This window comes from Photobacterium sp. (genome assembly GCF_057456235.1).
Map to the genome: position 1 here is coordinate 182,136 of NZ_JBVCPH010000008.1, position 14,082 is coordinate 196,217.

Here is a 14,082-nt window from a genome sequence, read left to right on the forward strand (position 1 = left end):
CGATATTTATATGTTAAGAATAAAACGACCAGCACATTAAATAATAGTCATAAATATTCAGGTTATGCTGTAAAAAAGAATACAATTTTTTCCGTTTACTTTCAGTTGATTATTATGATTCTGTTAATCAGTAGATTAAAAAAAAGATGGTACTATCAACCAATAGTACCATCAGGGGAATAATTGCTAACGCTGTATAATACAGTAAATGATTTAAACCAAACCTTCGTGGCGTTAATATTGCGATTATGTCTTGATCGTTAACCGTTGCTGACCTTATTCAACCTGAGATCTTTTGACTCGGGGATCAGCTCTATGGATGATTGAAACTCTCTGTCTTTACGGTTTATTCGTAGCGCTAACATACAGGGGGTAAGTATCAGCGTGAGTAACGTTGCAAATGCGAGTCCCCCAGCAACCGCCGACGCCAACTGAACCCAGAACTTAGAAATGGGGGCACCAAATTCGATATTTCGATTAAAGAGATCGAAGTTCATCTCCAGTACCATCGGCATCAAACCTAAAATCGTAGTTACCGTTGTCATCAGTACCGGGCGTAGGCGCTGTGCACCCGTTCTTAGGATCGCTTCCATCGGCGTAACCCCTTCCTTGCACAGCACATTAAAGGTATCAATAAGAACGATATTATTATTGACCACAATACCCGCCAAAGATATCACTCCCAGCCCCCCCATAACGACGCCAAAGGCTTGCTGGGTAAGCAGCAAACCCAGAAAAACCCCGACGGTTGAAAAGATCACCGCGCTGAGGATCAAGAATGCCTGATAAAATGAATTGAACTGGGTGATCAAAATCAGTGCCATTACAGCCAGTGCCACCGCAAAAGCCTTGATCAAGAATGCCTCAGACTCTTTTTGATCTTCGTTTTCGCCCCTCAATTTCAAATTGACCCTGAGATCCAGTCCTAATGTCGGGATTCTGGCCATTAAATCAGGCAACACCTCATTTAAGTTATAACCGGGTATCAAATCCGCTTCTAAAGTGATTACCTGCCGGCCATCCACTTTATTGATAACGCCCTGCTTATCAGCCGCCTTAAGTTCGGTAAAATTGCTGATAGGTACCTGACCCGTAGACGTTTTCAACCTAAGCTGATGCAAGCTATCTACATGACGGTATTCCTCTGGGAAACGAACCTTAATATCAATCTCATCATCGGTATCATCGGGACGATAACTGCCGATTCTTAACCCGGTGGTCACAAACTGTACATTGGCCCCCACCAGCGTAGCATCGGCACCAAAACGTGCCGCTTTTTCCCGATCAACCTTGATCTGCCACTCAATTCCGGGTTTATCGCCATTATCCGTTATATTGGTAAAAGCAGAGTGATGCTCCAACTCTGCTTTCACCTTCTCCAGGGTCGGCTGCAATAACTCTGGAAAACGGGAGCTGATCTCCAGCTGCAGCGCTTTACCCGATGGTGGGCCATTATCATCTTTACGAACCTCAAGCTCGATGCCGGCCAGGTGTTCAGTTCGCTCAAACACTTCTGCCGTGATTTCGTCGATATTGCGCCGTTCTTGCCAGTCGGTCAGATTACCTCGAATATAACCAACTTCATCCACCCCTCCTGTCTTGCCGTACAAGGTTTCTATTTCTTCCATATCCAACAACTGGGCCTCGACTTCCTTCATCACGGCATCTTTTTCGAAAATAGAAAGATCACCCTGCGATCTCACCGTTATATTGAAGGCACCAGTATCGGTATCCGGAAAAAACTCTACCCCTTTACCAAACACGCCGTAAGCCATAAAGACCACGACAGAGAACAGCAAAGCTACGCTAAGGCTCATCCAGGGCCTGTAGACTGCCACTTTTAGGGTTCTGACATAAAAGCCAGTAAACCCCTTAAGCTTAGCAATATCCCCCTGATCGGCTTCGATGAGCTGAGCCCTACCGGCCGCTGAAATCAATCTTGGCTTACCAAAAAGCGTCCCGAGTGTGGGAACGAAAATCAAGGCCATGATCAGAGAGGCGGTGAGGGTAAAGATCAAAGTCAGCGGTAAATACTTCATAAACTCGCCCATCAATCCGGGCCAGAATAACAAAGGAGCGAACGCTGCTAATGTGGTTGCCGTGGATGCAATAATAGGCCACGCCATGCGGTTGGCAGCATTTTTGTAAGCCTGTTTTCTGTGTATTCCCTCGCTCATCTCGCGATCAGCAAATTCAGTTACAACAATAGCGCCATCAACTAACATGCCAACAGCCATGATCAACCCGAACAGGACGATCATATTCATGGTCATCCCAAAGGCTGACAGCACCAGAATACCGGTCAAAAACGAGCCTGGAATAGAAATACCGACCAAAGCGGCACTGCGTATCCCCAGAATTGCGATGATCACGATCACCACCAGCAACACCGCCGAGGCAACATTGTTCTGCAAATCAGCCAGCATATCTTTAACGTATTCCGAGGTATCTCCGGTGAAGTCCACCTGCACGTTAGCAGGCCAAAGCTCTGACTCTTTCGCAACGATTTCACGCACTTTATTTACTGTTTCAATCGCATTTTGTCCCGCACGCTTTTTTACCTCTAGCGTGACAGCCGGTTTACCGTTTAACCGGGCAAACGAATTGGGGTCAGTAAATACACGACGTATCTGAGCAATATCGCCAAAAGTGATCACCCGGTCATCATCAACCTTGATCGGCAATGAAAGTACATCAGCAATATTTTCGAAAACAGAAGGCACCTTAATAGGAAAACGTCCTCGACCATTATCCATGGTTCCGGCGGCAACCAAGCGGTTGTTACGTGACAATAAGTTGTAGATATGTTCCTGATCGAGGCTGTAGCTTTGCATCAGAAGAGGATCGACCAAGATCTCTACCATTTCATCCCGGTCGCCGCCAATCTCAACTTCCAGCACCTCTTTTAAGGTTTCCAGCTTATCTTGTAAATCCCGAGCCAGCATGATCAGCGCCCGCTCAGGCGCTGAGCCAGACAACACCACCGTCACGACCGGCGCCCAGCCTGCCATGGTGATCTCATGAACGGTGGGATCGTCGGTACCCGCAGGAAGCTGACTCTTAGCCAATTCAACCTTTTCACGAACATCGGTTAACGCTTGTTTCTGGTCTATATCCAGCTGAAATTCTAGAAAAACTGACGCGTGGCCCTCGACGGCTGAGCCCTTCATCTCTTTTAGCCCCTCCAGCCCCTGTAGCTCTTGCTCCATAGGACGCAGCAGCATCCTCTCCGCGTCTTCAGGCGAAATACCGCTATGTTCGATGGAAACATACACGTACGGTATCGGGATATCGGGATCAGATTCTTTCGGGATCAGGTTGTAACTAACTGCACCAGCAACCAGCAAAAGCAACAATAACACAACAACCGTACGGCCCCGGCTCAGGGCGGCGTCAATAACACTTAGCATGAGTTAATTCTCCACCTTAGTGGTTACGACATGATCGCCAGCCTTTACAAAACCTTGCCCGAGAATAATGACCTCAACGCTCTCTTCGAAACCACCTAGCCAGGCGCCGTCTTTCTCAGTTTTAACTAAGTCAACCGGGTGAAACCTGACCACGCCATTTTTCACCGTTTTAATGCCAATATTACCGGCCTCATCCAATGCCATTAATGAAGGAGAAACCTTAATAGCTCGAGTTTTTTCCAACGGCAAACTGAGTTCGGCACTGACGCCTGCCCAGAGTGTAAAGTCTGGGTTGGGAATGCTGACTTCAATCTTGAATGTATTGGTTTCAACATTTGAGACCCGTGAGATATAGCGTAGTTCACCCTCCACCTCCTGCCCGTTCAGCAGACGAACTACGGCCTTTTGACCTAACTTGATAGCGTAGATATCTTTTTCGGTAACATCGGCCCGAACGATCAAAGGATCGATATCAGTAATCAGGGCAACCACAGTTCCTACAGAAACAAAATCTCCTTCTTCAATATAGCGTTCGTTGAGTATTCCCGATTGAGGTGCTCGAATCTCTGTTTTGTATAGCATGAGTTTCAGTTTAGCTAAATCGGCACGCGCTTGTGTCAGTGATGCCTCAGTCTCTGCCAGGCGGGCTTTACCTTGAAACCCCTTCGCGCTCAATTTTTTGGCCCCATCAAATTCTATTTCTCTCTGTTTGAGACGGGCTTGAGCATAATCAAGTTGCTGAGGAAGATCGTTTTTATCAATACGAGCGATCAAATCCCCTTTTCTTAGAACGCTACCACGCTCTGCCACTACCTCAATGATCTGTCCGAGCACTTCAGCCGCAACCGTGGTTTTACGATCGGGCTCCGTTCGGCCATAGAGGGTCACGCTACGGGTAACCAATTCAGCCTTAACCTCTTTCGTTCTGACATGGGGAAGCACTTCATTTGACTCTTTGCCAATAGCAGTATCAACATCTTCGGTCTGAGATAGTTGTCCGGATACCATCCAAACTGAAATCAGCAGTGTCAGTGTTATAGCAATTAAATATGGCTTAGCTGTCATTTTGTCAGACAATTGACGCAAAACAGACATGTACAACTCCTTTTGCAGATTGTGACGATTTCCGCTCACCGTTGGCGCCTTATCAATTAGAAATCAATCAAATCCTTTGAAAAATAAAGATAAAACCTAAAGGTTATGCACTACCCGCCAGTGTATTATTTATCTGATAAAACTAATTACTCATACTTAACGAGGTTAAGTCTCCTCGCAGTGTAGCCCTGATACTATAAAAATTGAGAACGTGAATTTTTTCATTTAGTTGCTTCTGGTTATTTTTAATGACACGGGTTGAATAATCATCATGAAAATTCCTTTTCGGCCAAATTTTAGACACATATCTCATATTCTAAATATCTAAGTCCGAACGTTTTCAGTGTTTGAAAGGATTCGCCATTTTTTCATTTTTTATTCGAATTGAGATCCAGAGGACACTCTGAACTTCGCATCTGGAGGTGGTTTAAGAAAATATGAATATAAACGTAGAAAGCAAGGAGAAAATAACGGTTCTTGCGCTCAACATATCTCTTTATATTCAATATTTTGACCGTCTGTAATTACTCTTACTTTATGGTATGAGCCAGATCAGGTTCACCGCAATGGCTCAGAATGTCGGCTCTGGCCTGATCCCTCAGCGCCAGAGCCGCATTCCAGTCGGTTCCTTGCGGAGTCAGCGGCTTACCAATTGTCACATTGATATCTCCCCGTCTGGGAAACAGAGACTTACCGCGCAGTTTTGAACGTGTGCCACAAAGGGTGATGGGCACAACTGGCAGGCCAGCATCAACCGCAGCAATAAACGCCCCCATATGAAATTCGTGCAGGCCGGGCATTCGATATAAGGTGCCTTCAGGGAAAAAGAACAGGGATCGGCAACTTCTGGCATTGCCCGATATCCGCCGGGCATCGGTCACCCCTTTTTGCATATCAAAGCGCTCAACAAACTCCGTATCCAGCCTGGTCAGGAAAATACGGGCGAATGGATTTTTCAATAGTTCAGCCTTGGCGACAAAACTACATGTAGTCGGGGCTACCAGCGCCATTATCATTCCATCAAGGTAGCTGGAATGGTTAGCAACGAAGATGCAGGGGTTGGTATCGGCCGGCAGGTTTTCCTGCCCCTTAAAGGTTACCCTCGTCCCGGTAAACAAGATCAGTAAGCGTACGCCAAGTCGGGTAACCGACCAGCACCAGCGTTTATTTGGAACCACCGCAACAAGGGCCCAGACTGATGGCGCCAGGACGGCCATAACCAGCCACATGTAAGCCGCATAACTAAAATCTGAAACTATTCGCCAGTAACGCCTCAGCTGAGGCTTTATGCCTGCCATCATCAAACGAAGCGTCTGCCACCACACAGCACGTTGACGGGCATCCAGTTTGTCTTGCTCATAGAGATCTTTACATGCTGCGCGGCGAATTTTCCCACTGGATGTTTTAGGGACGGTATGAGGGGGGGCAATCACCACGTCATCTGCGGGGCTGCCCAGCAGATCCAGAGAAAGATTGTTTATTTCCTGCTGAAGCCGCTGCTGCTGCGCTTTGTCAGTTTCACGTGTTTCTGCCAATACAATCAACCGTTCAGTGCCGGACTTGCTATCATGACTGGCAAATACCGCGACGCAGCCTTTTCGGATCCCGGGAATATTACAGACGGCCTCTTCCAACTCATGGGGATAAATATTTCGACCAGCACGGATAATAATATCTTTGCTCCGTCCGGTGATAAACAGCTCGCCACCGGCCAGATAGGCGCGGTCACCGGTATCCAACCATTCACCATGAAACAACTGTTGCGTCTTCTCCGGATCCTGATAATACCCCTGGGTAGCAGAAGGCCCTTTAAACTCCAGCCCTCCTTCTTCCCGCTCCGGTAGCTCTCGGCCAAATTCATCAACAATACGGATCTGGTGTCCCGGCAGCGGCTGTCCCAAGCCCACGACCTGTATAACATTCGTCTCATCGGCTGCCGCCGGAATCGCCCGGCCAAAACGCTCCATAGGTTCACGCCTGATACGATCAATCAGGGGAAGACGAACGCTAGTCGGGAAAGTTAAACCAACCGAGCATTCTGCCAATCCATAAACCGGAGACATGGTTTCAGGGCGAAAGCCATATTTTTCAAATCGTTCAGTAAAACGACGTATCGTACTGGGGCTGACCGGTTCCGCGCCATTCCATGACAACCGCCAACTGCTGAGATCTAACCCCTCAAGCTCGGCATCGTCGATTTTGTTGATACATAACTCATAGGCAAAGTTGGGGGCCGGTGACAAGGTGCCGCGATGGTGATGTATCGCCCACAGCCAGCGCTGAGGTTTTGACAAAAACAGCAAGGGTGACATGATCACCAAGGGCATGGCGTGATAAAGGCTACCAAACCAGGTACCGATCAACCCCATGTCGTGGTATACCGGCAGCCAACTGACAAAAACATCGCTCGAATCTGCCTGCACCACTTTACCCATCGCCCGAACGTTAGCAAGCAGGTTGGCATGTGTCAACGCTACCCCTTTGGGGTTTCCGGTACTGCCCGATGTATACTGTAAAAAAGCAATATCTGTGCTCTGAGCCTCGCCCGTTGAGAGCGGTTCGGGCGGATGCCTTAACTCATCAACCGTGACTACGGCCTGAATGGATGGAACCTGTAACCGAAGCAATTGCGAAAGCGGTTTGGCTTCCGGGACAGTGATCAGGATACGCACCTGAGAATTTTGCAGAATACGGGCATGGCGCATTAAGTGATCTTCAATCTGTGAAGGCCGGGCCGGGGGATAGATCGGCACCGGAATCGCTCTGGCAAACAGTATTCCGAAAAAACTGTAAAAATAGTCATTACTGGTTGGCAGCATAATGGCAACGCACTGACCCGGTTGCACATCCTGTTTCACCAGCCCGGATGCAATCCGCAGCGCTTCATCCCGCAATGCCCGATAACTGATTTCGGTAAGCTGATCGGCATTCTGATACACATAAAGATGCGGACGGTCCGGATGCGCCTTCACATGCCAGTCAAGAACTTGTTGAAGTGTTTCCACATGATCAGGCGCAGATTCAACGACCCCAAGCTTAATCTGCCGGATTACTTGCTCAGAGACTAAAGCGGTGTCGTGGCTTTGTGCGTTGAGCAGTTCCCGTAACAAATCCCGCGGGGTTTCTATCACGGCCAGTGTCTCATCTGGCAGGTTGACCTTAAACTGCTGCTCGATACGTTGGATCAACTCGGCCCGCGCAAGACTGTCAAAACCCAAGTCACGATCAAAATCACAATCAAGCTGAATGGGCTTGGAAAGTTCTTGCCCTTGCCGCAGTTCTTTAACGAGTTCTTTAATGACATTCAGTACTGATTGCGCTATCTGCTCCGGCTCTTGACCTGGCAGACTTTCTGAGTTGACCTGCATAGCACGTATCCTTACAGCAGTGGCTGAACTGTTATGACAAGCATGCTCAAAGTGTAGTCAAATTCAGCAACTTGTATGGTTTCCCCCCCTCATTAATAGACAAATTCGTCTTGTTCCTGATACGACTTTTCCAGGCATGCTCGAGCTAAGGCCGAAGTTCGCCAGCGAAAAAGTTCACCGACACCCACGACATAAATAATTTCCAATCTTATCAAATGATTGCATTAAATATTCTTTCCCATACAGACCGGACATTCATCGTCGCCGGCGGCATAGCCTGCGCTGCGCCTTGGCTTAAGGATCTTGGGGTTACCCAATTATGTGCTTCACGCTGCTATTCTTATAAGAAATACAGTGCTCCCCCCACTCACTGCATTAAAAAGGACAGCATCTGCATATGAAGAAAGTAATCCTAGTTGTGTTATTTACACTGATGCTAATTGGGTGTGCAGATTCAATCAGTTTCAGCCAAGCCGAGTCAGTGGAACCCGTCGGCTTTTTCTACGGCTTATGGCACGGGCTGATCATCATCTTCGCGTGGCTTGGTTCTCTGCTTTGTAACGATATCGCCATCTATGCCATTTATAACAATGGCGGTTGGTATGACTTTGGATATGTCCTTGGTGTTGGCGGCTTCAGTCTCAGTGCTGGCATTTTTCATGACAATTAACTGAAGGGATATTTTATGGAAAATCAAGATGATATGGGTGCTACGGCGATGCTAGCTACAGTGCTATTACTGACTGGTATCGTAACCATCATCGTCGTCGCCCCACTTGCTGCAGCAGTAATAGCAGGAAGCTCAACGAGAACATGACATCGATTTACGATTTTATCGAGCAAAGCCATTAAGGCGACCATTATGGTATTCGGCTATTACCGTCATTTTACGAATACAAATAATCCCTAACCCACGAGAGGTCAGGGATTATTTAAGTAGTACTAACGTTCAGCATTACCTGTAATAACTACCGTTATTTTGTTACGAACCAACGACGGTTGTTGTTGTTTGAACATCACGCGTTTTCATCCACAACATGATTACACCCAACACCGCCAATGGGATCAGCGGATCAATCATTGTTCCGCCTTGACCAAAAATTATGTTCAGTAACATGATAAGACTTGCACCAATTGCCCAGGCAATGGTTGAGGTCAAACTCCAAATTTTCAACTGATCAGATAATTCGGTAATACCCAGTGTACGGTTGATGATATGGAAGTATGAATCATTCAAGTGTGAGAAACCAACGGGACCAACTGCACAAGCTAGTGCAACAAAGATAGGATCTAAACCCAGGGTTTCAACTAGAGGCAGTGTCATTGTCGCTGCTACCATCATAGATGCGGTAGCAGAACCTTGAATCAGACGAAGCATAGAAGCGATGGCAAGAGGAACTAATAGAGGTGGAATACCGCTACTCGCAATAGCTTCGGCAACTTGCGGGCCTGCGCCAGATGCCTTTAATACCGCTCCCATCGCACCACCACAGCCAGTAACCACCAAAATAAGACCGGTAGTTGAGAGTGCATCATCCATCGAATGGATCATTTCTTTGCGATCAATTTGGGTTGTTAAGCCATAAAGCGCCATTAGAACACCGATGCCGACAGCAACCACTGGATTACCCGCCAACTGAAGCACACTATGGAAGGCGGTGTCGCCTTGCCCCATGAGAGTGTTAGCCAGAATCAAAATGATAGGGATCAAAATTGGGCCAAATGAAAGGAAGTTACTTGGTAATTCCTCATCTTTTGTTTCTGTCACATTCTCTAAATTTGCCCAGTCAGCTTTGTTTGTAATCCAAGTTTCGCCATTGGGTACACGGTAGTATTCTTTGCCAACCCGGCGAATATAGATAAGTGATAGCAGCATCATCGGGATTGAAACAGCTAAACCCCACATCATGTAGATACCAAGATCAACCCCCAGAATACCCGCAACGGCAACTGGACCGGGTGTTGGCGGCACTAAGGCGTGAGTAATTAGCAGGCCTAATGCGAGTGTGACACCTAAACCAACAGCCGATCGCCCGGTATTTCTTGAAATCGCTCTAACCAGAGAGTGCAGTAGCACATAAGCTGAATCACAGAAAACAGGAATTGCCACTAATACGCCAGTAAAACCAAGAGCCAGATCTTCACGGCCTTTACCACATAGTTTGACAAATGTTTTCGCCATTCGTACCGCGGCTCCTGACTTCTCGAAGCATGCGCCCATTATTACACCAAAGGCAATAATCAGTCCGATGCCGCCAAGAACACCACCGAAGCCAGCTTTGATCGAGTTAACAAGATCTGTGGGTGCCATGCCGGCAAAGAGCCCCATGATTAAACATGAGATAACCATGGCAAGAACGACAGGTACTCGGGTTTTTATGATTAACAGCATCATGACGGTTATACCGAAAATGATCCCAAAGATTGCTCCATCCATTATCCTATATCCTTAATTTGGCTGGCTTTGCCAGCTCTGTGTATTATTTTTGTTTCACGTTTTAGCGAGTAGGTTCAGCAACCTAAGTCATGAACCTTACACACAGGTTTAGATCTATCTGTGGTGGTTTGTCTGTATTTCAGAAAGGTACGGTTTTACCCAACCCAGTCCTTCCTCCGTTGTATTTCGAGGGTTATATTCGCAGCCCATCCATCCGTCATAGCCGGACTGTTCGAGAATTGTAAACAAGTAGGGGTAATTCAATTCACCTTCAGAGGGTTCATGCCGGTTTGGCACTGATGCAATCTGAACATGACCGGTGTAGGAAGCGACGTCATTGATAAGAGTGGTTAAATCACCATCCATGATTTGGGCGTGATACAGGTCGAGTTGTAGCTTTACGTTAGGACGCTCGACTTGCTTGATCAACTCAACGGCATCACGCTGATGGGCAATAAAATAGCCTGGTACATCACGATTATTCAGCGGTTCGATCAATAATAGAATGTCGTGTTCAGCAAACACCTCTGCGGCATAACGGATATTGCCAAGAAAGGTATCTACGTGTTGTTGATAGCTATAGTTATTGTCAATGATGCCAGACATAGCGTGCACTTTTTTACATTTCAGCGTTAACGCATAGTTAAGCGCGGTATCAACACTGGCACGAAATTCTGCTTCTCGTCCTGGAATGGCAGCAAATCCGCGCTCACCTGCACTCCAATCACCTGGAGGCATATTGAACAGGGCTTGCTCTAAGTGATATTTTCTCAGTTCGCCAGCCAGCTCTTGCGCGTCAAAGGCATAGGGAAAAAGATATTCCACGGCGCTAAAACCAGCTTCACTGGCTTTAGCAAATCGTTCCATGAAAGGTACTTCAGTGAACAACATCGTCAGGTTTGCAGCAAACTTAGCCATTATTTTCCTCTCCCTTCTAATTCTTTAATTTCAGGCTGAGTCAGATAGCGAATCGCTTTGCCATCCAGCATCAATGCGAGTTTGGCGGTTTCTTCCAATTCTTCTGCGTTATCAACCGCATCAGTTAAATCTTTACCCGTGATTACCGGGCCGTGGTTTGCCAGTAAAAAAGCACGGTAGTCACTTGCACGTTTTGACAGTTCTTCTGCGATCCGCGGATCACCCGGACGGTAATAAGGGATCACGGGTAACTGACCTATCCGCATAACAAAATAGGGAGTAAACGGCGTGATCGCGTTATCGTGATCTAAGCCTTCGAGGCAAGACAATGCCGTTAAGTATGTTGAATGAAGATGAACAATCGCATTGCAATCGGGACTGTTGCGGTAAATAGCCAGATGGAACGCGACTTCTTTTGAAGGGTTATCCCCTGATAGATGATTACCGTTGATATCAACAACAGACAAGCGCTCAGCATCAAGACGACCAAACGATGAGCCCGTTGGTGTCGCTAAAAACGTGCCGTCAGGTAATTTTACCGACAGGTTACCCGCACCACCTGTCGCATAGCCACGCTCAAACATTGAGCGTGCCAGAGTGACCATTTGTAGCCGTTGCTGGTGCTCATTCATGGTAGAACCCCTGTGCTTTTTCAAAGAAGTTCACATCACCAAAATTACCGGATTTCAGTGCCAAAGACAGTTCGCTATCAATGGCTTTTACCCAAGGTACACCCGGTGCAATTTGTGGCCCGATATGGAATCCGCTGACGTTAAGGCTCTGAGTCACGACACCAGAGGTTTCACCACCGGCGGTAATGAAGTTAGTCACGCCTTGTTCATGTAACTGATGAGCAAGGTGACTAAAGAATTGTTCAACGGCATGGCTAGAAGCCTGAGCACCGTATTGTTCTTGAATATATTTCAGCTCATCGGTTGAGGCTGTGGCATACACCATCGGTGCCAGCGGTTCATTCAAATGTTCAAGTACCCACTGGCAGACGACAACACTGTAAGCAGTAGTATTTTCTAAGCACGTTTTCACATCGATGGCGAAGTGAGCCGCTCTGGTTTTATATTGTTCGACTTGCTGATTTGTCATCACTGAGCAGGAACCCGACAGTACAACCGATTTTCCAGCCGTTGGTTTACCCGCTTCTTTCGCTGATGACTGATCACTGAGTTGTTGAGTCCAGTTTTTTGCAATGCCGGCAGCTAACCCTGAGCCACCAGTCACAAGTGTTAATTCACTGGCTGCCTTGCCTAACGTTGCGAGGTGTGCATCGTTAAATGTGTCAACGACGGCATAACGTTTGCCTTGATGAGAGAGTTGCTCAAAACATTGTTTTACATGATCAGCACCTTGATCAATATCCTGATAATTCACCAGGCCTGCTTGGCCTTTGGCTTGCTTATCCATCAACCTGATCAGGCTAGAATCGGTCATTGGGGTCACCGGGTGATGTCGCATACCTGATTCGTCCAGAGGCTCGCCCATGACAAACAAATGTCCGTTGAATACGGTTCTGCCATTAATTGGCAGCGCCGGACATATGATCGTAAAATCAGTGTTTAGCGCATCAAGCAACGCATCAGTTACAGGGCCGATGTTGCCTTCTTCCGTGCTGTCAAACGTTGAGCAATACTTGAAGTAAAATTGTTTACAGCCTTTGCTTTTCAGCCATTCCAGTGCAGTTAGTGATGAGCTCACCGCTTCATCAACAGGACAAGATCGTGACTTCAGGCTAACAACGACAGCATCGGCATCGACGTTAATATCAGCCGAAGGGACGCCGTTTAATTGGATCGTACGCATGCCGTTTTCGACCAGGAAGCCGGCAATGTCGGTAGCACCTGTAAAGTCATCGGCAATGACACCTAATAACATGGCTATTTCTCCTTCTTCGGCAGTTCAATACCATCAAATATTTTGATGACGGCACTGTCATCTTCCTGTCCGTAACCGGCATTGCTGGCGCTGGTAAACATATTCAGTGCGGTGCTTGCTAACGGAAGGGGAAATTTCAGGCCTTGTGCGGTGTCGGCAACTAAACCCAGATCTTTGACAAAAAGATCGACCATGGATGCTGGTGTATAATCACCTTCAACAACATGTTTCATTCGATTTTCAAACATCCAGGAGTTACCGGCTGCATTTGTTACGACGTCATACATCAGATCCAGTGGAATATTAGCGCGAGCAGCTAATGCCATCGCTTCTGCGCCGGCGGCGATATGAACGCCAGCAAGAAGCTGGTGAATGATCTTAACGGTAGCGCCCATGCCAATTTCACTACCAATATTGTAAACCTTACCAGCGGTCGCATTGAGAACCGGCTGGAGTTTTATAAAGGCTTCTTCTGAGCCCGATGCCATAATTGTCATTTCACCCTGGCAGGCTTTTACTGCCCCGCCTGATACTGGCGCATCAAGCATGATAAGTTCAGACTCTGCCAACTTAGCTTCAATGTTTTTGGCGTCATCAGCTGAAATAGTGGCAGAAACCATGACTGCAGTACCTGGCCGAAGTTTATCGGCCAGACCATTTTCAAATAGCACTGACTTTGCTTGTTTTGCATTAACAACGAGAAGAAGAATGGCATCCAAATCTGCAGCAAAGTCAGCACAGTTATGGGATATATCTACCGCGCCTGCATTTTTCAACTCAGCCAGCGCATCAGTATTCAAATCAACACCATAAACATCCAGCCCGGCCTTAATACACGATTTTGCGGCCCCCATACCCATCGAGCCCAAACCAATCACGGCAATTGACTGTACTTTTTGTATATTCATACATCACCTTGTTAATTTTTGTTAATTTGTGTTGTTGTTTGTGATTCTATGGTATTTCC

General features: G+C 47.0%; 10 protein-coding genes. 2 read left to right on the top strand and 8 right to left on the bottom strand.

Features of this window, described 5'->3' with window-relative positions; genetic code table 11:
* Positions 1–260 precede the first annotated feature (260 nt).
* The 3 genes from AC2204_RS11495 to AC2204_RS11505 form a co-directional block, all read right to left on the bottom strand.
* The gene (locus AC2204_RS11495; protein ID WP_318925631.1) at positions 261–3,410 is read right to left on the bottom strand and encodes an efflux RND transporter permease subunit; all 3,150 of its coding nucleotides are present in this window, start codon (positions 3,408–3,410) and stop codon (positions 261–263) included.
* A 3-nt stretch (positions 3,411–3,413) separates the two neighbouring features.
* On the bottom strand, positions 3,414–4,505 hold the full coding sequence (locus AC2204_RS11500; protein ID WP_318925632.1) for an efflux RND transporter periplasmic adaptor subunit: 1,092 nt from the start codon (positions 4,503–4,505) through the stop codon (positions 3,414–3,416).
* A gap of 530 nt (positions 4,506–5,035) precedes the next feature.
* Positions 5,036–7,873: an AMP-binding protein gene (locus tag AC2204_RS11505; RefSeq protein ID WP_318925633.1), complete on the bottom strand. Its 2,838-nt coding sequence runs from the start codon at positions 7,871–7,873 to the stop codon at positions 5,036–5,038.
* A gap of 397 nt (positions 7,874–8,270) precedes the next feature.
* Between AC2204_RS11505 and AC2204_RS11510 the strand changes: the two genes are divergently transcribed.
* Complete coding sequence (locus AC2204_RS11510; protein ID WP_318925634.1) at positions 8,271–8,543, top strand: hypothetical protein; 273 nt, start codon at positions 8,271–8,273, stop codon at positions 8,541–8,543.
* Positions 8,544–8,558: 15 nt separating this feature from the next.
* Entirely contained in the window at positions 8,559–8,690 is a 132-nt protein-coding gene (locus AC2204_RS11515; protein WP_318925635.1) for a hypothetical protein, read from the top strand.
* 165 nt (positions 8,691–8,855) lie between these two features.
* Here AC2204_RS11515 and AC2204_RS11520 read toward each other — a convergent pair whose 3' ends face one another.
* The 5 genes from AC2204_RS11520 to ltnD form a co-directional block, all read right to left on the bottom strand.
* The gene (locus tag AC2204_RS11520) at positions 8,856–10,310 is read right to left on the bottom strand and encodes a GntP family permease (RefSeq protein ID WP_318925636.1); all 1,455 of its coding nucleotides are present in this window, start codon (positions 10,308–10,310) and stop codon (positions 8,856–8,858) included.
* Positions 10,311–10,424: 114 nt separating this feature from the next.
* The gene (gene otnI / locus AC2204_RS11525; RefSeq protein WP_318925637.1) at positions 10,425–11,228 is read right to left on the bottom strand and encodes a 2-oxo-tetronate isomerase; all 804 of its coding nucleotides are present in this window, start codon (positions 11,226–11,228) and stop codon (positions 10,425–10,427) included.
* Positions 11,228–11,860 carry a 3-oxo-tetronate 4-phosphate decarboxylase gene (otnC, locus tag AC2204_RS11530; RefSeq protein WP_318925638.1) on the bottom strand — a complete coding sequence of 211 codons (633 nt, stop codon included), beginning with the start codon at positions 11,858–11,860 and terminating at the stop codon, positions 11,228–11,230. The genes otnI and otnC overlap by 1 nt, the downstream gene beginning before the upstream one ends.
* Positions 11,853–13,115: a 3-oxo-tetronate kinase gene (gene otnK, locus AC2204_RS11535; RefSeq protein WP_318925639.1), complete on the bottom strand. Its 1,263-nt coding sequence runs from the start codon at positions 13,113–13,115 to the stop codon at positions 11,853–11,855. The genes otnC and otnK overlap by 8 nt, the downstream gene beginning before the upstream one ends.
* A gap of 2 nt (positions 13,116–13,117) precedes the next feature.
* Positions 13,118–14,017, bottom strand: a complete 900-nt coding sequence (ltnD, locus tag AC2204_RS11540; protein ID WP_413466694.1) for an L-threonate dehydrogenase — start codon at positions 14,015–14,017, stop codon at positions 13,118–13,120.
* Positions 14,018–14,082 lie beyond the last annotated feature (65 nt).

Coding starts and splice junctions, on each gene's coding strand:
- AC2204_RS11495 (WP_318925631.1), bottom strand. CDS start 3,410: ATGCTAAGTGTTATTGACGCCGCCCTGAGCCGGGGCCGTACGGTTGTT.
- AC2204_RS11500 (WP_318925632.1), bottom strand. CDS start 4,505: ATGTCTGTTTTGCGTCAATTGTCTGACAAAATGACAGCTAAGCCATAT.
- AC2204_RS11505 (WP_318925633.1), bottom strand. CDS start 7,873: ATGCAGGTCAACTCAGAAAGTCTGCCAGGTCAAGAGCCGGAGCAGATA.
- AC2204_RS11510 (WP_318925634.1), top strand. CDS start 8,271: ATGAAGAAAGTAATCCTAGTTGTGTTATTTACACTGATGCTAATTGGG.
- AC2204_RS11515 (WP_318925635.1), top strand. CDS start 8,559: ATGGAAAATCAAGATGATATGGGTGCTACGGCGATGCTAGCTACAGTG.
- AC2204_RS11520 (WP_318925636.1), bottom strand. CDS start 10,310: ATGGATGGAGCAATCTTTGGGATCATTTTCGGTATAACCGTCATGATG.
- otnI (WP_318925637.1), bottom strand. CDS start 11,228: ATGGCTAAGTTTGCTGCAAACCTGACGATGTTGTTCACTGAAGTACCT.
- otnC (WP_318925638.1), bottom strand. CDS start 11,860: ATGAATGAGCACCAGCAACGGCTACAAATGGTCACTCTGGCACGCTCA.
- otnK (WP_318925639.1), bottom strand. CDS start 13,115: ATGTTATTAGGTGTCATTGCCGATGACTTTACAGGTGCTACCGACATT.